Here is a 20,597-nt window from a genome sequence, read left to right as displayed (position 1 = left end):
AAGACTGCTATGTATTCAATGAATTTCTTATGTTTGTAGGCAGTTTGTGGCTAAAATAGGGTAAAAGAAAGGCACGTTGCTTACGTACGTGCCTTTACTTACCTTATTTATACTGCTGCGGAAACATGCTTGCTATTTTCAAGCAAGAAGTCAACCGTTTTTCTAATCACAAGATCATTGCTCAGACCATCTAGGCTGCCGTTAGAAGCAAACAGCTCACGAAGTTCTGCCGTTGATTTTTGGTAGGATGGTGCATATTTCTCAAGTTCCGCGTCAACTTCTTCGTCGGATACTGTGATGTTTTCTGCAGCTGCAATGGCTTCAAGAACAAGGTTGTTGCGAACACGCTTCTCAGCATCTTCTCTCATTTGATCTTTCAGCACGCTCTCGTTTTGACCGGAGAACTGGAAGTAAATCTCAAGCGTCATGCCTTGGGAGCGAAGACGTCTTTCGAATTCTTTCACCATTACATCAAGTTCTGCTTCTACCATGGATGCTGGAATTTCAACATCAGCGTTAGCCGCAGCCTTATCAACAACAGCTGTTTCCAGAGCAGCTTCTGAATCTTTTGTTTTGCGCTCTTGAAGACGGTTTTTCAATTCTTCTTTGTACTCAACAAGCGTGTCGAACTCGCTCACATCTTTAGCGAACTCGTCATCAAGTTCTGGCAAGTTTTTGCGTTTGATGTCGTGAATTTTCACTTTAAACACAGCCGCTTTGCCTTTCAGATCTTCGGAGTGGTAGTTCTCAGGGAAAGAAACGTTAACATCTTTCTCTTCGCCTTTACCAAGTCCTACAAGCTGCTCTTCGAACCCTGGAATGAAGGAGTTGGAGCCAAGCTCAAGGGAGTACTTCTCTGCTTTTCCGCCTTCGAATGCTTCGCCATCAACGAAACCTTCGAAATCAAGAACAACTACATCGCCGTTAGCTGCTTGTCCTTCTTCAAGAACAACCAATTCAGCATGACGTTGTTGCAGACGGGAAAGCTCGCTGTCCAGTTCTTCGTCCGTTACGTTAGCATCTACAGCTTCAACTTCGATGCCTTTGTAATCGCCAAGCGTTACTTCCGGTTTAACAGTAACCTTCGCTTTGAATTTAAGAACTTGTCCTTTGCCGAATTGCTCTACGTCTACTTCCGGACGATCAACAGGCTCGATTTTAACCTCTTCAATCGCTTGTACGTAAACTTCTGGCAAAATGATGTCTAGTGCATCTTGGTATAGGCTTTCTACACCAAATTTAGCTTCAAAGATTGAACGTGGCACTTTCCCTTTACGGAAACCTGGTACATTTACTTTCGCGGATACTTTTTTGAAAGCTTTATCCAATGCATCTGCGACGCGCTCTGCGCCAACTTCCACTTCAAGAACGCCTACGTTCTTCTCTATTTTTTCCCAACTTGCTTTCATTTTATGCTTTCCCCTTCCAAAAATGTACGATGACATATTTTCACGTTACGCTCATTATAACCATTCTATTATAACATATAACAAATTCATTTCAAGGCGACCTTTCGCCCCTAAAACGGATCCGGGTTAAACTGCTTCACAAACGCTTGCAGTACGAGATGCGCCCGCTTCCATTGCAGCGCCATCGACCCTACAATCCCGTAATTATCTAGCAATTCCTCTTTGTTAACAGAACCGAATAATCGTTCTTGCAAAATCGCGTGCAAGGCAGATGCCCAAACGTCAACGGCGCCTTCTTCGGTTTTCAGCAAGTCTGAATAAATGGCTGTTCCATAGGCATAGGCCAAAAATTCCTGCCAAGTTTGTTTGGCAAAATAAACAAAATCCGGCTGGCTTATTTCACTAATATCCCCGACTCTGCGAATCATATCACGAATTTGGGATGGAAAATCCTCCGGGCACAGCGGTGTCTCCTCGATCTGGACGGCAATCCTATTCCCGTTTTTGGGAAACTCAATGAATCCTTGCTCCCCCATTTGCTTAAGCGCCTGCAGCGCCTTGAATTGGATATGCGGGTGCCGCGGTTTTTCGCTGAGCCATTCTTTGATAGCCGAGCCTATGCCGGGTTGATCGATAAAACCCAATTGCTCAAGACTGCTTACTTGCTGCTCCAAATTACCTTCTTTGAGCAAGTCCAGCAGCTTCAAGGCATATGCCCCATCATCTGACGACTTCTCATGTATGTATTGCCTTAATAAATCCTCTTCTTCCTCTAAATCCTCTTCCGATGGACTCGGCATAGGGAATAGCTCTTCTGGAAACATCGTTTGCAGCCAAATCCGCAATGCTTCCCACTGCTCGATCTTATCCGATTGCGCAGCTGGAAATTGAAGCAGAAATGTCAGCAGTTGAAGAGCATCGCTATACTGTTCGTTTTTTAGAAACCTGGTAAGTTCCTCTTCGTAATATTGCTCTGTTTTCGGGAAAAGAATAACATTATTCATCGACAACTCGGTTATGTGGATCACCTCAGAAATCTTGGTCTGCTGGTGACAGTTTACTTGATTGTTCGGGTGATTGCAAAATAATTTTTAAACAAGTGTTGACTTCTCTTAAAAAGATATGATAATATAACTCTTGCTTCGCCAAACAGCTACACGCTGCTAGGTAAGAAGAGGTCCATGTCTCAGTAGCTCAGCTGGATAGAGCACACGCCTTCTAAGCGTGCGGTCGGGGGTTCGAATCCCTCCTGGGACGTATTGCAAGGAGAGAAGACCGCGAGATTTCGCGGTCTTTTTTTGTTTTTTTGAGGTAAGCGAAGCTTCTCCTCTAATTGTATGGAGCAAACTACCCAATGAAATTAGTTGCTATCGCGTGGCGCTCTTAACAAGCTAAACTACGGAAGAAGATAACTCCTCCAACGGTACTTTACGAAGGAACTGCAGGGCGCTATTTCATCGAAATAGCCATTTTTTCGCGCGAGGGGAACTGTGGGCTTCTATTTATCCGTTTTCTTGAAGAAAACGGGATGAGTGGGTCAAATAAGACCCTGTAGTTCCGCTGAACGCGGCAACGGGCTGAATTTGCTAGAATAGTGGCCCGTAAGTCCTCTAAATAGAAAAAGCCGCCAACCTACGGTTGCGGCTTCTTGAAGCATTATTTTAAAATACAATCCGTTCCTACACAGAAGGCCGATTCGGCTGATGATGGCCAGGCTCAGTTGAATCCAAATTAGACTGCACGCGTGACGATTGCTTGGAATGATCGATCGTGCTTTGCGCTTTTTGTTTCATACTTTTTTTGCCCATGATGAATTCCCTCCTAGTAAGGTGAGCCCGTAGAGTGATCTCTACAGGCTCTTGTTAATGCCATTAGACTTTAGTGCTTCTTGTGAGGCAAGTTACTGCCTGGCTGACCGTCACCTTGTGTCTTGAAATTCTTCGCGGCTTTCCTCTGCTTGTCGTGCAGCTTGCTAATGAAATGACTATCCATGAGCATTCGCCTCCTGAAGAAAGAATGGCACTACCCCTTTAGAATGTCACGCAAGGTCAAGATTTAAACGCATGGCTAAATTTAGAAGAGCGCCTCTAGCTTCTGCATCTGTTTTGACTCTTTCATAGAGTTCCTCGAAATTACTGCGATTTGCAATGAATTCAGGCTCTGTTTTAATGGCGATTTGCGTCCAATTAATCAGCAAATTCTCCGCTTGTGTCAGTTCATTATAGGCACGGTGCAGGCCAACGCGTTCAATGATATCTTCCATTTCAGCCTGTCCGACTTCTTGGCCAGCCTCTTTCAAATCGGCAATCCGTTTATCCGCTTGATTACTAATTTGCAAAAAATGCTCTCTGGAGGCTAGATAATCGATTTGTGCTTTGGAATGTTTCTTTTTCATGGCCATCACCTTTACTGTTTAGTAATAATAATTCATTAATAATAACAGGCTTGGATTTAAAACACAAAATCTATCCGATGACATTTCTCGCTATTCTTGGACAGACATTATATATTCCCAATTTGCATACCCTTTATCATCATGCTCTCTTCATAAAGAAAGGAAGGAACGTCTATGTGCGGAATAACGGGTTGGATAGATTGGCGGAAAGACTTGACCGGGTACCCGTCCATTCTAGAAAATATGACGGAAACGCTCCATTTGCGTGGACCGGATGCTTCTGGCACCTGGATCTCACAGCATTGCGCCCTGGGCCATCGACGTCTTAGTGTAATGGATCCGGAAAACGGCGCTCAGCCTATGATCCGGAAACAAGGAGACTACACCTATACGATCGTATATAATGGCGAACTTTACAATGCCCCCGAGCTGAAGAAAGAACTCGAATTGCGCGGACATCATTTTCGAACAACCTGCGATACCGAGGTGCTGCTTGTTGCCTTCATTGAATGGGGGCGGGCTTGTGTAGACCGTCTGAATGGCATATTCGCCTTCGCAGCATGGAACGACCAGGAGCAATCCCTCTATTTGGTCAGAGACCGGCTTGGCGTAAAGCCGCTTTTTTATTCTCATCAGAACAGTGTCCTTCTATTCGGTTCTGAGCCAAAAGCGATCCTCGCACATCCTGACTTTCAAGCGGAAGTCGGCGCGGAAGGGTTGGCCGAAATCTTCGCAGTAGGTCCCGCGCGCACACCGGGACATGGCATATATCGCAATATGTCGGAGCTGAAACCGGGACAATGCGCTATTTTTGACCGCAACGGCCTATCCATCAGAACGTACTGGAAGCTGGAAAGCCAACCTCATCCAGATGATGTGGCAGCGACGGCGCTTCAGGTTCAACAATTGCTGAGCGACACAGCCCAGCGGCAGCTCGTCTCCGACGTACCGATTTGTACGCTGCTATCCGGAGGGCTTGACTCCAGCGCACTGACCTCACTTGCCGCGGAGCATTACAAAGAAAGCGGAAAAGGCGCTCTGCACACTTTCTCAGTCGATTACAAAGATAATGATAAGCACTTCAAAGCCAACCTTTTTCAGCCAAACTCGGATGCCCCTTGGATTAAGCGGATGACAGAGCATCTTGGCACCGAGCACCATTATATTGAGTTCGATACGCCTGAACTAGTGGAATCCCTGAAAACAGCCGTTTTTGCCCGGGATACCCCGGGAATGGCCGATGTTGACGGATCCCTTTATTTGTTTTGCCGGGAAATCAAAAAGGAAGCCACGGTCGCCATTTCGGGCGAAGCTGCTGATGAAATCTTTGGCGGATATCCTTGGTTCCACAACGAAGAAGCCCTCTCTGCCAATACGTTCCCTTGGTCACTGAAATTGCCTAACCGAGTCGATCTGCTGGCACCTGACCTAGTTGACTGGATTAAGCCAGTTGAATATGTCAGCAATCGCTATCAGCAGGCCTTAAGCGAGGTACCGCGGCTAGCAGGAGAAACGCAGCAGCAAAACCGGATGCGGGAAATGTCCTACCTCAACATCACCCGTTTCATGCCGACTCTTCTCGACCGCAAAGACCGCATGAGCATGGCTGTCGGGCTTGAGGTGCGTGTTCCATTCTGCGATCACCGTCTCGTTGAGTATGTGTGGAACATTCCCTGGGAAATCAAAACATCCGGAGACCGGGAAAAAGGCATTTTACGAAAAGCACTCAAAGGCGTTCTGCCTGATGATGTCTTAACCCGCAAGAAAAGTCCGTATCCAAAGACGCACAACCCTAATTATTTAACGGCTGTTCGCAAATGGGTGCTGGAAATTTTGGATGACCCCGGCTCACCGCTGCTGCCCTTCATTGATGTAAAAAAAATACGGGCACTCGCCAGCTCCGACACGAACGACTTCGATCTCCCATGGTTCGGCCAGTTGATGACGGGACCTCAGCTGTTCGCCTATTTGGCACAAGTGGATATGTGGTTGCGAAACTATAAAATATCAATTCGTTAATAGAAAAAGGCCTGCTGTCCACTGTTGATGTGGGAGCAGGCCTTTTCATTAGGATTCATTTTGATCAGGAAGCCTATCCAGGAATAATCTCAAGGCTTTGGCGCGGTGACTAATTTCATTCTTCTCTTCCACCGTCAGCTCCGCCATGGTTCTTCCCAGAGAAGGAATATAAAACAGCGGATCGTAGCCGAAGCCACTCTCACCGCGTTGTTCCGCAATAATGTACCCCGCGCAAGAATCCTCAGCCTCAATGGTTTCATTCGCCACCGGATCGATAAGAGCAAGGGCACAAACAAAGGCAGCCTCGCTTAAAAACTTCGGATGTCCCGCTTCCATAGGCAACCCATCAGCCGCCGCGGACTCACTCAAAGCTTGAAGCAGTTTGTGATTGTTGGCTGCATCCGTTGCGTTCTCACCGGCATATCTAGCCGAATAAACACCGGGGTCACCGCCGAGCGCCTTCACGCACAAGCCTGAGTCGTCGGCAAGGACAGGAACATGCAGATGCGCCGAAATAATCTGTGCTTTGATTCGCGCATTCTCCGCAAACGTTTTGCCGCTTTCGACGATTTCCGGAAGATCCGTATAATCGGCCAAACTGCGGACCTTGTACCCTTTTGGGCCAAAAAGACTTTCAAACTCCTTGACCTTCCCCTCATTGCGGGTTGCAATCACAACGATATTACTTCGTAGCCGCATGTTGTACACCCCGAATACGATCCGCTATAGGGCCTAGCACTTTAGACTGTTCTTCAATCATCGTATGAATCCCTGATTCTGCAAGCGCAAGGAGCTCATCCAATTCCTTGCGTGAAAACGGAGAGTCCTCGCCCGTTCCTTGGATTTCAACAAATTGGCCTTGCCCCGTCATAACAACGTTCATATCCACCTTAGCCTGCGAATCCTCTTCATAGTTGAGATCCAATCGCGGTGTTTGGCCGATAACGCCAACAGAAACAGAAGCTAAAAAGTCGTTAATCGGAAACTTCGCCAAATTTTTATCCGTTGCCAGTTTGTTGATCGCGAATGCCATCGCTACGAATGCACCGGTAATCGAAGTGGTCCGAGTACCTCCGTCAGCTTGGATAACATCACAGTCCAAGGTGATGGATCTTTCTCCCAAAGCTTCCAAGTTAACGACGGAACGCAGCGCCCTGCCGATCAAACGCTGAATCTCCATCGTCCGTCCGCCAAGCTTGCCTTTGGCCGCTTCACGCTGATTTCTCACTTGCGTGGCGCGAGGAAGCATGGAATATTCGGCGGTTACCCAACCTTTGCCTTGTCCTTTCATAAAAGGCGGGACACGCTCTTCAACCGTTGCTGTGCAAATCACTTTCGTATCCCCGACCTCAATGAGCACCGAGCCTTCAGCGTGTTTTATATAATGAGGGGTTATTTTCATAGGGCGCAATTCTTCATTTGTTCTTCCGCCAATTCGCATAAATCGTGTTCTCCTCCTGTCGCTTCCAAGGGAAGCTGAATACTCTCGCCCCATTGTAACAAAGTAGCCGGAGAAAAGCACCCTCAACAAGAACAATGATACCCGGCTGATCAAAAGGATGCGAAAACCTCTATGCAAGATTCCTTGCATAGAGGTCTATGAAGCGACGCAAGCTGATTATGACTTGGTCGGATTAATATGAGCTGGTCTTGCAACTGGCTTCGTATAGTTCTGAGTGCTATCCGAAGATGTAAATTTCACTGCGCCATCCACTTTGATCTGAACTTGCTTAAAGCCTGTATTCTCCGTCAAGGAAAGAATAACGGATTTCAGCGCATCTTCAGGCGCTTTCTGATCAGCGCCCAGCAGCTTATTCGAGAAGTCCACCGTAATCAAAGCGTCCGCCGGGTTAATGCTCTTCACTTCCGTTGCGGCGTTCAGTACGCTAGCCAGCCCTTTCTTCTGATCAGGCCCTTTGATCAGCTGATCTACAACGGCTTTCGCTACATTATCCGTTCTTTTGACGAGCCTTGTTACAGGTACATAATATTTGTAGTTTTGATCGTTTTGATTAAGGAAGTAAAGCGTAACCGGTGTGGATTGCCCGAATTCCGCGTCTTCTGCCTTCTCAAGATTAATCCCCATCGAACGCGCCAGCGGAGTATCAAGCGGCGTCTTGCCTTTTGGCATCTCTTTGAGATCCTTACCTTCAACACGGAGTTGTACTTTCTCTACCGTTGGGAAATTCGTCAGATTCCAAGTGATTGCTTCTAATATTTTTCTTTCGTTTTGCTGATCATACGTGAGGAACTCTTTTGAAAAATCGACAATGGCGCGTTTGTCTGAAGTTACATTTAGGCTGATGACTTTCGTCCCTTTTGGCAGCAAGGCCTGGAAGCCAGATGGGAGTAAACTGGAGACCGGACCGCCATCCACCATGTACTCCAGCGTCGTCTTCGCAACCGACACCGATTTCGGCAATCCCAGACTCAGCGGAGCGACGAAGCCTTTGGCGTCCTTCACATACACCGTCATTTGGGATGAATTATCGTCGATCATATCGATCGTGACCGCAGCAGATGTCGTCTGAACGCCTGCTTCCGCACCCGTGGTCGGAGGTGCATCAATGTCAGCTTTTTTCCCAGTGCCCAGGACCGAACATCCTGTGGTCAGCAAGGCAATCACCCCCGCGATAGCGGCTGAACGAATCCAATGTTGATGTTTCATTTGCTTATTTCCTCCTTCGAGTTTTCGCAGAAGCCTCTTCTGAAGCGTCTGCCGCTTATTTACTTTTCGGCATGGCCTGTACATTGCTTTTTCGTATTATTATGTATACGGGGATTTGTCCGATTTATAACTACTTTTTGTCCACATGTTCAAAAAACTAGTCCCGAAAAGTCCCCACCCTTTTTCTGCCCCATCCATGCCTTTTCGGCTTCTTAACGCGATATGCTATACTTGTAAAAATAGACAGATTTGATCTAACTGGAGGCGCACAGATGAGAACATTCCTCAAAGATAAAACGCTCATTTTCAACGAATTCCGGGATGAAGTATTCAGTCACTATCCACAAGCCGTCATCGAAGAAGCTGTTGCCCGCCTGCTTGTGGAAATCAAAGGCATCAAAAAAATCCCTTACGAGACGATCACCACGACTTTATTAGGTGTTTTAAGCAAAACAGAAACTTATAACGTCATGACCACACTCATGGAGCTGCAAAAAAAGGTCAAACATGACTCCGAGCTTTTAGCTAGCATGAAAGACCCTGCCTACAACGTACATCGAACCATTGCCATGTCAATCTGTGGCTTGTACGGCAGCGGCGCAGCCTCCCTTTTCGGTTTCATGGATTGTAAATTCCGTTTTTTCTTTCCGACCAAACGCCCTAAATCGTTTATTTCAAAAGGCATTTGCGCGATTGTTGCTTCAACGGCAAGTGTCATCATTTCGGAGAATGTAAAAGTCGACTATTCGCAGCGCAATCTCGCTCTCCTGGCTGAGAGAGGTGTCCAGCTTGAAGATATGGTGGAAATTCTGGACCAGCTTCAGCGTCCCTACAATCCTGACATGGAGCGCAGCCTATGCGAAGAACATATTGTTGCTGTGCTGCGCAAACAACAGACCTTCCATGCGCTGCAGTTGGCGATCAAAATAGACACCGCCGTCGAAGCCGGCGAATTCAATCCGCAATATAACCATATTGTCGGGCAAGACGAAGGGCTTTTCGGAGTAGATGAAAGTATCGCAACCGCTGTACCGCTGATGTATGGAACGATTGCGCTTACGAATTTCGGCTACTTGGACAAAGAGAAAATCGGGATCATTAAAGATTTGGACAGCGATCATTCCGAGGGGAAATGCAATACGTTTATTGACGATATGGTTTGCGGCATTGTGGCTGCTGCTTGCGGCCGGTTAGCGCATAATAATATTCCTACTTACAGTAAGCCTTTGAAGTAGTGTAGGATGATGGCGGAGAAGATGAAGGCGGTTTGACGCGTGATGCGAACTCGCGGAATGCCGAGAACATGAAGGCGGAGCTAGCGGCGATGCCGGGACGATGAAAGCGGTGCTGACGCGTGATGCGAAATCGCGGAGTCGCCGAGACGATGAAGACCGAGACTGACGCGTGATGCGAACTCGCGGAGATGTCGTAAAGATGAAGGCAGAGAGATGCTTGAGCGAGTCAGGAGTAGGTTAAGGGAACCAGAGGACGCTATTCACGGGAAATAAGCGATTTATTGATTTTAGCGGAACTACAGGGCGCTATTTGATCTCAAACCGCCAAATTTCAGCTAAAATCGAGAAAATAGAGGATCGTAGTTCCCTTCAGACCGCGAAGTGACTGTTTCTCGCGGAAATAGTGGACCATAGTTCCCTCTAACTCGCGTAGAGCCGCCGCCAATGACAAAAAAGCACATCAACATCCGCTCAACATGGGGATGTGATGTGCTTTTATTCATTTAGCGGGTGATAGCTACGTAGCGCACAAGCTCCGCGGCAGGGTCGACCTGCTGAACGCGGCCCTCCGCCTCCAACAAGATGAGGTGAGCGATCGTCTCCGACAACGCGAACCTCATCTGATGCACGCTGAGCCGGTCGCCGAAGGTCGCGCGGCACACTTCATAAGCGCTAAGCGGCGCGCTTAGCTGACCCTCCATGAGCGCAAGCCGCTCATGATGATGGCGCACCAGCTCCTCGGTGCGTGCGCCAAAGCCGGACCAAGGCTCCCGGTGCCCCGGGTAAGCCATCTTGACCGGCAGCCTGCCGATCTCCTGCAGGCTGCGCAAGTACTCGCCGAGCGGGTTCTCTTCCACCTGCGGGAGGAAGGAAACGTTCGGCGATATTTGTGGCAGGACGTGGTCGCCGCAAAAGATCACCTCCGCCTCGGCATCGTAGAAGACCAGGTGACCCGCGGCATGGCCGGGGGTCTCCATGGCTTCGTATACGCGGTCCCCGAGGCGCACAGGGCCTTCACGCAGCAGCGTAACCTGCGGCTGCGGGGAAACCAAATCGACGAAGCTCACCATGTGCTTCGTCATCTCCGCCAGCCCGGCTTCCGGGAAGCCGTGCCGGGCAAAAAGCTCCAGCAGCCGCGCCGACATCGGCTGCTCCGGCCCCCACAGGAGCTGCACTTGCGCGTAACCGGTCTCCGAGAGGAGAACCGGCGCGCCCGTGCGCTCCTGGAACCAACCTGCCATCCCGTAGTGATCGGGATGGTGGTGGGTGAGCACGATCTGCTCGACGTGCTCGAAGCCGATCCCGTGCTCCTGCAGCACCTGCAGCCAGAGCGCTTCCGCGTCCGGGGTATGCAGCCCCGGATCCATGACCGTGTATCCTTTGCTGCCGCGAATCAGGTAGGCGTTCACCCAACGAAGCGGAAAAGGCAGCGGCACCTTCACTTGCGTAATTTCATCTGTATGTTCGGTTACGATGTTCATTAGCGAGTCGTCATCCTTCCTTATGCCCTACAAAAATCATCCGGCACGATGCGTCAGCCTCATACGGATGACCGTCATAGCTGCCGTATACGTGATCTATATGTAAACCTGCTTTTTGCAGCATCGCCTCAAACGCCACTCGGTCGTACAATTTCACCTGTTCCAAATATTTCCGCTCCGGAGATCCCTCCTGCGATATCACAATTCGCTTACGCACACAGCCATCTTCAATGGCTCTCGTTTCGAGAATTTGAATGTCTCCCTCCATCCGCTGTGATTGCGGTACGAGATGAGTTTGAACATAAATCGGATTCAGAAAATCGATGATAAAACGACCGCCCTCTTTTAAGAGACGATGCATCTCGTAAAACACCTTGGCATTCTGATCTTCCTCATCAAAATAGCCAAATGAAGTAAATAAATTCACAACCGCATCAAACTGGCGCCCCAAGGGAACTTCCCGCATATCACCGCGCACCCATGTCACACGCTTCTGCTTATCCAATTCTGCCGCTTCTGTCAAAAGCACTTCAGACAAGTCAACACCCGTGATTTCATAACCAAAATCAGCCAGTGCCAAGGAATGACGCCCCATCCCACAGCACAAATCCAACACCTCGGCCCCTTGCTCCAGGTCAAGCCAATCCATCATTTTTTTCACTTCATGATAAGCGCCTTGCATATCCCGATGCTTATATACTAATAAATAATCATTTCCAAAGCTTTCCTGATACCAAGCCATTTTATCACCTGCAATTTCTATTCATAATCGTTAGAAGTTTTAAAAAGAGTCCAGTTTCATCTGCACCCGGCGCAAGCTTTCTGCGGCTTCCTCCGTACTAAAGTTACCTGCTTCGAGCAACTTTTCTTCGGTATTTAGCAGTGTTTTATAAAAGGTAACGCCTTGCCGCAGGAACTCCGATTGGTCCGGATGGTCCTCCATATAATGAAACAGCACGTCCTCCGCCTTCGCGTAGTCGCCTTGTTTTTCATAATGGGCAAAAAGCAACCTCTTCATATCCTCCGGAACCATCCAGGCTGTGAGCCGATCCAGACTGGTTTGTATGCGAGCAGCCACTTCTACGCTCTCATCATCCTTAGGACTAACTTCGGGAGAAAGAGACAAGTGCAGCAGTAAATCGAGAGATTTTACATAGGCATGGTAGGCCTCGTCCATTTGTTCATGCTGCTTCAACAGATCTCCGCGACCGACGAACATATCTCCAATGACCATCGCTTTCGCCGTATCCAAATTTCCATGATAGGAGAGCAGCTCCAGGATATCCTTGCTTGATAAAGCCATTAACGAACGAACATTGAGCCCGAGCAAATGCCGGCTGGCTTCGTCCAACAACTGCTGGGCATCCGCCAGTGGAATATGTTCCTTATTAAAAAGAATGCGATGCAGGACCTGAGTCATCTGCTCAATCTGCCGCATAAAATAATCACGTTTGAACATAAGAAACCCTCCCGTGCCCAAATGATATGCCTCGTTTCAGCTTACCACGCCTCGGATAGAAACTCAAAAGCGGATATCGCCTATTTTTCCATATACACCGCACCATTGGCAGCAGCCCTTCATAAACTAATTTTGACTGTATCCCTAAACCTTGTATTTCCCAATACCCGAGCAAGGAGGGGTGACACACATCCATGGCCAGCGACCACAAAAACAAATTTCTACTTACGAACCGCGAACGCGAAGTATTCGAACTATTAGTGCAGGACAAAACGACGAAAGATATCGCACAGCAGCTTTTTATCAGTGAAAAAACTGTGAGAAATCATATCTCCAATGTCATGCAAAAGCTGAACGTAAAGGGTCGTTCACAAGCGGTTGTAGAACTGATCAAGCTTGGGGAATTAAAGATCTGATTCCGTCAGCAAACGGATCCATGTAAGCCTTCGATGCCTCCTATTGGAGGATTCGAGGGCTTTTATGTTGTTCGCGCGCGCGTTAAAAAGTGAACGTTTTGTTAACCCAACATTTCGACAGTAAATGATCCTTAGCATGTACTATAGTAGTAACTAACAAGTACATTACACCTTTAGGGGGCTATTTCAATCCATGATCGAAATGATTACCGAGCAAAAAAATGTGTTTTCCTTGTCAGAACTCCTGAATGTGGAACCAGGCATTCTGTTTCGGCTCTGCCAGTATATTGAGTCAAGGGGCCATCATTTCACGAAATCAGAAGAAGGCGCCTTCCAATTCAATGATAATGATATTGCTGTGATTTTAGCCCATTATTAATGGGCTTTTTTGTTTGCTTGTGGTAGGTCGGAGGGGAGCGAGGCCCAGAGAGGAGCTTCGGGATGAGTTCTGGAGGAGCGAAGCACTGAGTGAGGCTCCTTTTGGGTGTTTAGCTTGTTTTAGTGCAGCGGATAAATAATCAGTTTGTATGTTGGTGAGACGTCAATGTTGAACTTCTCACAATAGGGCTACGGTCTTAAAGGCTCGTGAGAGAGCCTTTTTTGAACTCACGCACGACATGCCAGCTGTTTCCGAGGAGAAATAGCGGTTGAGCCGGCTTTTTCGAACGTCTCACGATCTATACGAACTTTTCTTTCACTTGAAATGGCCTTTTCGACTTTCTCGTGTTATGGAACAGACCCGGTAGGCACAAGTAAGGGTGACACACATGCATAAGCAGCGACCACAAAAATAAATTTCTACTTACGAACCAAGATCGCCAAGGATTCGAACTCGCTAAAATAGTGACCCACAGTTCCCATCACAAAAAAAGAAGCCCCATGCAGGGCTCCTTCTTCTCTCTTTTTCTAACCTCTTCCCTATCTCCCACTAGTCTCTCTCCATCACTTTATCGTGATAGAAGTCACAACCTTATTCGCGCCTTTCAGCTGAACAAGCCGTCCTTCCTTAAATAACGCCAAGTTGCCTGCAATAGTCACGCTGGAAGCAACTTGATACACGGTCGTCTGATCCTTGCCATTAATCGATTGCACGATAGAAATCGTAGCAAGCTCGCCTTGCGCATTAAGCGTCGTTCCTTTCAATTTCCCTTGAAGATCAAAAGGCAAATTCTCGTCAACGCTTTTCGTTACTTCAATATAGATGACTTTATTGTCAGAAGTGCGGATATCGACCTCGTCGCCTACTTTAAGGTCAATGGCTCTAACCTTCACGCCGCCACGATAGACGATGACATCCGGATGCAAGGTAAAAGCGGTTGTAACTCCCGATTTCGTTAGCTTCAGCTCGTTATTGGTAACAACTGCGCTAACGGTGCCGTTATTCGTGATAGGCTGCACCATTTTGGTCACTTCAATATAAATGACTTTGTTCTCGGAGGTGCGAACGTTAACTTCATCCCCAATTTTCAGTTCGGATAGAGCCACTTTCAAACCATTGCGATACACCACGACATCCGGATGCAGCTTTATTTCAAAATTCACATTGTCTTTCTTGAGCTTTAGTACGTTGTTACTCACCGCTGCCGTGATCGTTCCGCTATTCGTAATTGCTTGCGCCGTTTGTGTTACTTCAATAAAAATAACTTTATTGTCCGAGGTCCGAACATTCACCTCATCACCGACCATCAGAGCGGTAGCCGCAACTTTGACGCCATTTCGATAAATAACGATGTCTGGATGCAGCGTATAGTTGGTTGTAACTCCTGACTTGGTAAGCTTAAGGACATTGTTATTCACAACGGCTGTGACGGTACCGCTGCTGGATATCGGAACAACCGATTTGGTCACTTCAACATAGATGACTTTGTTATCCGAGGTGCGAATGTTAACTTCATCCCCGATTTTCAGCTCATAAGGACTCACTTTCACACCATTGCGGTAGGCGACAATATCCGGATGGAACTGCAAAGATGAGGTAACGCCCGATTTGGTAAGTGTCAATGTATTGTTGGCAACCGCTGCGCTGACGGTACCGCTAGTTATAATGGTTTGCACTGGTTTAGTTACTTCAATATATATAATTTGATTGTTAAAAGTCCGCACACTCACTTCGTCTCCAGCCTGCAAAGCCGAAGGAGCGATTTTCACTCCATTTTTGTAAATGTAAACGTCCGGATGCAAGGCATAGGTTGATGTCGCACCTGAGGTTGCCAATACTAAGGCGTTCCCGTTAACTACACCTTTTACAGTTCCCGTCAGTGTGTTATTTCCTTGATCCGGCAATTGACCTCCTGTACGGTCAAGCAATGCGGCAAGTTGAGCCCGAGTAACCGGCTGATTCGGCCTGAACGTGTTATCCTCAAAGCCATCAACCAGGCCTTTTTCAATGGCCACAGCGACATAACCAACAGAACCTGCAGGAATCTGCTTTGCATCTTTGAACGGAAGGGCCGTGTTCATTTTGGATTTGGCCTGAGCGTCCAGCTTCAGAGCTTTGACCAAAAGCGTCGTCGCCCATAACCGATCGCCTTCTTTTTGAGGCTGAACGGAGTCGTCATTTTCGGAAAACAGGTCATTTTCCAGTGCAACAGCTACATAGCCTACCGCCCAGGCCGGAATTTGATTGGCATCTTTGAAATTGAGATGTGTGCTCATTTTGGCTGAAGATTCTGCTTGGCTGCGAAGCCCCATAAGCCGGACGGCTGCTGTTATCGCTTCAATGCGTGAAACCGTGTTTTGCGGTTTAAAGGTACCATCCTCATACCCCTCAAATACACGCATGGATGCTAAGCTCGCGATATAGCGTATGGCCCATTCCGCGGTTTTCAAATCGTTAAAAGTGAGGTGGATTTCGACCTTTCCGTCATCTTTCCGATTGCCGTTACCGCTGCCGTTGCCATTGTCTTTAGCTAGAACAGCTGTGCTGCTCCCCATGATTGTTACGAAAGCAAGGCCCGTCGCAATTACTTTTTTGAGCATCAAGCTTTACTCACACTCCTTCACCTTAAATAATCACATGTATCAAATCAATTCGTTGAATTGGTTATTTTTAGGAGGGTGCACTTTTATTTTCCTATCTTTTGGGCACGCCATTGGCGAAAGCGCCTACATTATGCTATGTTGGAAGAAATTATGAGCAAGGGAGCGAACGAAATGACGGCACTTGCAGAGGGACCTCTGTCTCTTTTCCACCCGATTCTGAAGGAGTGGTTTATTTCACGTTTCGGCGAGCCTACCGACGTACAGAAGCAGGCGTGGAAAGAGATAACTGCCAGAAAGCATACCCTCATCTCCTCCCCTACGGGTTCAGGTAAAACATTAGCGGCCTTACTGCCTTGTATGGATCGTATTGTGAAAATGAAACAGGCTGGCGGCGAGCCCTACGCTCCCGGTGTACGCGTTCTGGTCGTTACGCCGCTAAAAGCGCTGAATAATGATATTCATGATCATTTGTTTCATTTTATGGCGGAGATTGAGGAGCTTGCCGCCTCATTTGAAAAGGACACCGCCTGGCACGGACTGCGTGTCGGCGTCCGCACCGGCGATACTACGCAGAGTACGCGAGCTTCGATGTTAAAGCATCCACCGGATCTGCTGGTGACCACGCCAGAGTCGCTCTATCTGCTGCTTACTTCGCCGCGCGCGAGAGAAATGCTCAAGAGCGTGGAGCAAGTCGTCATCGACGAGATTCACGATTTGGCAGCGGATAAGCGCGGCATGCATTTGTCGTTGACGCTGGAAAGGCTGGAGGTGTGGTGCGGGCGATCCGTTCAGCGGATCGGCGTCTCTGCCACACAAAAGCCGATCGAACGCGTCGCACGCTATCTCGGCGGATGGGAAGCCGGCGAGCCGCGCCCTGTCGCGATTATCGAGAGCAAAGCTGAGAAGCACTACGCCCTGCAGGTCACGATGCCGGAGCCGGCACGTGCCGGAGCGGATAAAGAGGCCATCTGGACGCCTCTTGTAGAACGTGTGCTGCAGCTAATGGAAGGCTGCCGCACGGTGCTCATCTTCGCCAACAGCCGCAGACTGTGCGAGCGGTTAACCCTGCGCCTCAATGACCATGTCGGTCATGAGATCGCGCGAAGCCACCACGGCAGCGTAGCCCGCGAGATCCGGCTCGAAGTCGAGCGCCAGCTCAAAGCCGGCGAGCTTCGCTGCCTGGTCGCCACGTCGTCGCTGGAACTCGGCATCGACGTCGGCCATGTCGATCTGGTCATCCAGATCGACTCGCCTTTCACCGCTGCCGCAGGCATCCAGCGGATCGGCCGCGCCGGCCACGCCGTCGGCAGCGTCAGCCGCGGCGTGCTGCTGGCGCGCAGCCGCAGCCTGCTGCCGGAGCTCGCCGTGCTCAGCCGGCGGATCGCCGCGCGCGACATCGAGGCCATCCGCATCCCGCGGGGCAGCCTCGATGTGCTGGCGCAGCAGCTCGTCGCGATGGCCGCGCTCGGCGACGAGCTGGATGTCGCGCTCCTGGCGCGCTTGCTCGCGCAGAGCGACTCCTTCCGCGAGATGCCGCGGGAGCGCTGGCTCGCGATGCTGGAGGTGCTCGCGGGGTTATACCCCTTTGCGCGTCCGCTCATCGCATGGGACCGCGAAACCGGCCGCTTGGAACGCGTAGCGGCTTCACAGATGGCCGCGCTGACAGGCGCGGGCACGATTCCGCAGAGCACGGCCTATCCCGTGCATCATAACGAAACCGGCCTTCATCTAGGCGAGCTGGATGAAGAGTTCATTCACGAATCGTCGATCGGCGACGTATTCCAGCTGGGTACGGCTTCGTGGCGCATCGTTCGCAAGCGCCCGGAACGCATTTATGTGCAGGAAGCCGAGAACCGGTACAGCGAAATCCCTTTCTGGCGCGGGGAGACTGGCGGGAAATCCTATCAGCTCGGGGTTCAAACGGGATTGCTTTGGCGTGAGCTGCGGGATCGATTGAACGCGCAGTCTCATACAAAGGGAGATGTCGACGTCCAAGAATGGCTCATGGAGCAGTATTTTTTCGATACAGAAGCCAGCCATGCCCTGATCGGGCTCATTCGCAATCAAATTGCGGTCAATACAGTACCGACCGATCAAACGGTTGTTATTGAAACTTTTGCCGATGAACAGAACCAAACGCATTACGTACTGCACAGTTTATTTGGACGGAAAGTAAACCGGACTTGGCTTATGGCGCTCGAGAAGCATCTGAGCCAGAACGGACACCAGGCTATCTATACAAATGCCAAGGACAACGGCATCGAATTGATTTTTCCCAGCTATCAAGAAACGGTTACGCAGGCTATCATGTCCCTTTCTTATCATGAAGCGGAACAATTGGTTATCGGAGCTGTCGCGGAATCCGGCATGTTCGGTGCGGCTTTCCAGCGGCTTGCGGAAACTTCCCTGCTGCTTTCCCGCAGTTTCACACGAATGCCTGCTTGGCTGAAAAGGCTTCGCGGCCAGGAGTTGATGAAAGAAGCGCTGCCCTACAAAGAGCGATTTCCGCTCTTTCAAGAAGCCATGCGCGAATGCTTGCAAGAGCATGTGGATTTGGAGCATCTGGGGAGTATCCTGGACGGGATGCAAGCTGGTGAAATCCACTTTGCGGTTCATCGCAACCACTTCCCTTCACCGCTGGCGGCTCAATTTCAATCCGATTATGTCGCCCAAAAAATATATGAATCCGACAGCTTATCTCAGGATTTGCAAGTCGAATTACTAGGCTTCAGCCGGCAGATGGCTGCCGATATTTTTGGCGCAGAGACTGTTCGTAACGCGATAAATCCTCAAGTCCTGGAAGACGAAGAAGCCAAACTTGCCTGGGCGGAAGAAGCATGGACGTCAGCTCAGCATGTTTTTCGTTATTTAAAAGAACGCGGAGACGCCTCCGTCACCGAACTCGTCAAAGCTGGGTCTACCACTGCTTCCTCCGCTCAGACCTGGATAAAGGAACTGCTGGAGCAAGGCAAAACCTCAGCCATCTCCTTCACCGGCGAGACGCGTTATATATGCAGCGATGAAGTCACATTTTATACTTCGCTCACCTTAGATCCGCTCTCCAGAACATTCGTCTTCCAGAGGTATGCGGACGGGCGGCTGTCTTTCACCGCTGAGGAGCTTGCGGACCGCTACGAGCTGGAGATTGCGCATATTGAAAGCTGGATCGAAGAAGCTATCGCTTCCCGCTTATTAGAACCTGCATCTTTCGCCGATCCTGAAGTGGAGTCGCTTTGGACAAGCAGCAAGGTCGCTTCCCGCTTAGTACGCCAATCGCTACAGATTCTGAGACGCGAGAACTCAGCTATTCCTCCGCTCACCTATCTGCTGCACATGCCGCTTATGCGCAAACTCATCGGAAGATCAAGCGTTCCCGGTATGGAGCAGCTGCGGGAAATAATCACGGATTTGCAGGGCTTCTTCCTGCCCGTTTCACTCTGGGAATCCGTTTTTTTCCCGACAAGGCAGTTATCCTACCGGAAACAGGACTTGGATATGTTATGTTCATCAGGTGAAGTTTTTTGGATAGGCCACAAAGATGAGGGTGAAAAAGAAGGTCGCATCGCTTTCTTTCTAGCCGAAAGTTCCACACTTTTCGAACCCTGCCTTGCCGGGATGCACCATAGACCTGCCTCTTCTCCAGAACTGTTGAGCCTTATGGAAGCCAAAGGGGCTGTGTTTCTCAGCAAGCTTGGCCTTGAAACCGGAAAAACCCCTTCCTTATTATTAGAAGAGCTGCTCCAGCTTGTCTGGGATGGTCAGGCGGCCAATGATCAGTTCGCGCCGCTGCGGCTTCATGCCACGGGCAATTCCTCTTCGAAGAAAGGGGACAAATTCCAATCAGGGCTTGGCCGTTGGTATGCCCTAAGCACACTGCATAATGCGGCTTTTGATAGGCAATCCTCCGCCATGCAGTGGACGCATCATCTGTTAGAGCGTTATGGTCTCATTACCAAGGACCTCGTCTCTGCGCTTTGCCCCTATCCATGGGAAGCGATTCATACTGCCTTGCGTCAATTGGAAGAATGGGGACTTGTCGTCCGAGGGCTGTTCATCACCGATTTGCATGCTCTTCAATTCGCGACGAAAGACTTTATTCGTCTGCTGCAACAGCCAGTGGCACAAGGATCTGACCACTCATCTTCTTTCACGCTAGTTAGTGCAGTCGATCCAGCCAATCCTTGTGGGCTGCTTGTTCCCTGGCCTGAAAAACCCGGTATTTCCTTCTCCCGCAAAACCGGCAATTACTTAGCTCTCAAAGGCAGCGAGTGGTTGTATTGGATCGAAAACAACGGGAAGCGCATCTACCAGCTCTCTGCACATAGCCATGAATTGACGGAGACTGCCCACGAGCTCAAGCTCATGTTCCGGCAACTGCTGAAACAGCACCAACTGCGCAAAATCGTCATCGAGACATGGAACGGTGTCCGTATTTCCGATGCGCCTGAACAGGAAGTTTTGAAGCTTCTTGGCGCAGAAAAAGACCGCACCAGCTTCGTTCTTTGGCCTAGCCAATTAAGCTGATACGGTCTT

General features: G+C 49.2%; 17 protein-coding genes and 1 tRNA gene. 6 read left to right on the top strand and 12 right to left on the bottom strand.

Translation table 11 applies throughout. From position 1 onward, the window contains the following. Positions 1-107 precede the first annotated feature (107 nt). Entirely contained in the window at positions 108-1,409 is a 1,302-nt protein-coding gene (tig, locus tag AC3WTJ_RS00815) for a trigger factor (protein ID WP_407869222.1), read from the bottom strand. A gap of 110 nt (positions 1,410-1,519) precedes the next feature. Next, positions 1,520-2,419 carry a hypothetical protein gene (locus tag AC3WTJ_RS00810; RefSeq protein WP_407869223.1) on the bottom strand — a complete coding sequence of 300 codons (900 nt, stop codon included), beginning with the start codon at positions 2,417-2,419 and terminating at the stop codon, positions 1,520-1,522. A gap of 173 nt (positions 2,420-2,592) precedes the next feature. Here AC3WTJ_RS00810 and AC3WTJ_RS00805 point away from each other — a divergent pair. Then, positions 2,593-2,666, top strand: a tRNA-Arg gene (locus tag AC3WTJ_RS00805). A 422-nt stretch (positions 2,667-3,088) separates the two neighbouring features. Here AC3WTJ_RS00805 and AC3WTJ_RS00800 read toward each other — a convergent pair. The 3 genes from AC3WTJ_RS00800 to AC3WTJ_RS00790 form a co-directional block, all read right to left on the bottom strand. After that, a complete protein-coding gene (locus tag AC3WTJ_RS00800; protein WP_258567559.1) occupies positions 3,089-3,217 on the bottom strand; it encodes a hypothetical protein in 129 nt (42 codons plus the stop codon). Positions 3,218-3,287: 70 nt separating this feature from the next. Continuing rightward, positions 3,288-3,401, bottom strand: a complete 114-nt coding sequence (locus AC3WTJ_RS00795) for a DUF4023 family protein (protein WP_492520155.1) — start codon at positions 3,399-3,401, stop codon at positions 3,288-3,290. Positions 3,402-3,447: 46 nt separating this feature from the next. Further along, positions 3,448-3,804, bottom strand: a complete 357-nt coding sequence (locus AC3WTJ_RS00790; RefSeq protein ID WP_127455270.1) for a hypothetical protein — start codon at positions 3,802-3,804, stop codon at positions 3,448-3,450. A 174-nt stretch (positions 3,805-3,978) separates the two neighbouring features. On the opposite strand from AC3WTJ_RS00790, the gene asnB reads away from it, so the two are divergent. Beyond that, the gene (asnB, locus tag AC3WTJ_RS00785) at positions 3,979-5,823 is read left to right on the top strand and encodes an asparagine synthase (glutamine-hydrolyzing) (protein WP_127455269.1); all 1,845 of its coding nucleotides are present in this window, start codon (positions 3,979-3,981) and stop codon (positions 5,821-5,823) included. A gap of 48 nt (positions 5,824-5,871) precedes the next feature. Here asnB and AC3WTJ_RS00780 read toward each other — a convergent pair whose 3' ends face one another. The 3 genes from AC3WTJ_RS00780 to AC3WTJ_RS00770 form a co-directional block, all read right to left on the bottom strand. Beyond that, complete coding sequence (locus AC3WTJ_RS00780; RefSeq protein WP_492520154.1) at positions 5,872-6,522, bottom strand: XTP/dITP diphosphatase; 651 nt, start codon at positions 6,520-6,522, stop codon at positions 5,872-5,874. Then, on the bottom strand, positions 6,506-7,264 hold the full coding sequence (gene rph / locus AC3WTJ_RS00775) for a ribonuclease PH (protein ID WP_157319244.1): 759 nt from the start codon (positions 7,262-7,264) through the stop codon (positions 6,506-6,508). The genes AC3WTJ_RS00780 and rph overlap by 17 nt, the downstream gene beginning before the upstream one ends. 177 nt (positions 7,265-7,441) lie before the next feature. Further along, the gene (locus tag AC3WTJ_RS00770) at positions 7,442-8,491 is read right to left on the bottom strand and encodes a GerMN domain-containing protein (protein WP_492520153.1); all 1,050 of its coding nucleotides are present in this window, start codon (positions 8,489-8,491) and stop codon (positions 7,442-7,444) included. Positions 8,492-8,763: 272 nt separating this feature from the next. Here AC3WTJ_RS00770 and AC3WTJ_RS00765 point away from each other — a divergent pair, with 272 nt between their 5' ends. Then, on the top strand, positions 8,764-9,726 hold the full coding sequence (locus AC3WTJ_RS00765; protein ID WP_157319246.1) for a phosphatidylglycerophosphatase A family protein: 963 nt from the start codon (positions 8,764-8,766) through the stop codon (positions 9,724-9,726). Between the two features lie 503 nt (positions 9,727-10,229). On the opposite strand, the gene AC3WTJ_RS00760 is transcribed toward AC3WTJ_RS00765, so the two are convergent. From AC3WTJ_RS00760 to AC3WTJ_RS00750, 3 genes are read right to left on the bottom strand one after another with little or no spacing between them, the layout of a single operon-like run. Further along, positions 10,230-11,207 carry an MBL fold metallo-hydrolase gene (locus AC3WTJ_RS00760; protein ID WP_492520152.1) on the bottom strand — a complete coding sequence of 326 codons (978 nt, stop codon included), beginning with the start codon at positions 11,205-11,207 and terminating at the stop codon, positions 10,230-10,232. 10 nt (positions 11,208-11,217) lie between these two features. After that, positions 11,218-11,949 (bottom strand): class I SAM-dependent methyltransferase, encoded by a 732-nt coding sequence (locus AC3WTJ_RS00755; protein WP_157319248.1) that lies wholly within the window; start codon positions 11,947-11,949, stop codon positions 11,218-11,220. A 39-nt stretch (positions 11,950-11,988) separates the two neighbouring features. Continuing rightward, a complete protein-coding gene (locus AC3WTJ_RS00750) occupies positions 11,989-12,666 on the bottom strand; it encodes a DUF6483 family protein (RefSeq protein ID WP_492520151.1) in 678 nt (225 codons plus the stop codon). Positions 12,667-12,860: 194 nt separating this feature from the next. Here AC3WTJ_RS00750 and AC3WTJ_RS00745 point away from each other — a divergent pair, with 194 nt between their 5' ends. Continuing rightward, positions 12,861-13,082, top strand: coding sequence for a helix-turn-helix domain-containing protein (locus AC3WTJ_RS00745; protein ID WP_145661635.1), 222 nt, complete (start codon positions 12,861-12,863; stop codon positions 13,080-13,082). A gap of 193 nt (positions 13,083-13,275) precedes the next feature. Then, positions 13,276-13,461, top strand: coding sequence for a hypothetical protein (locus AC3WTJ_RS00740; RefSeq protein WP_127455261.1), 186 nt, complete (start codon positions 13,276-13,278; stop codon positions 13,459-13,461). Between the two features lie 563 nt (positions 13,462-14,024). Here AC3WTJ_RS00740 and AC3WTJ_RS00735 read toward each other — a convergent pair. Further along, positions 14,025-16,061 (bottom strand): S-layer homology domain-containing protein, encoded by a 2,037-nt coding sequence (locus AC3WTJ_RS00735; RefSeq protein ID WP_492520945.1) that lies wholly within the window; start codon positions 16,059-16,061, stop codon positions 14,025-14,027. 174 nt (positions 16,062-16,235) lie between these two features. Between AC3WTJ_RS00735 and AC3WTJ_RS00730 the strand changes: the two genes are divergently transcribed. After that, complete coding sequence (locus tag AC3WTJ_RS00730; RefSeq protein WP_492520150.1) at positions 16,236-20,588, top strand: DEAD/DEAH box helicase; 4,353 nt, start codon at positions 16,236-16,238, stop codon at positions 20,586-20,588. Positions 20,589-20,597: the final 9 nt, after the last annotated feature.

This window comes from Paenibacillus sp. FW101-FHT12H11 (assembly GCF_058790355.1).
This window is presented reverse-complemented; position numbering and strand designations above follow the sequence as displayed.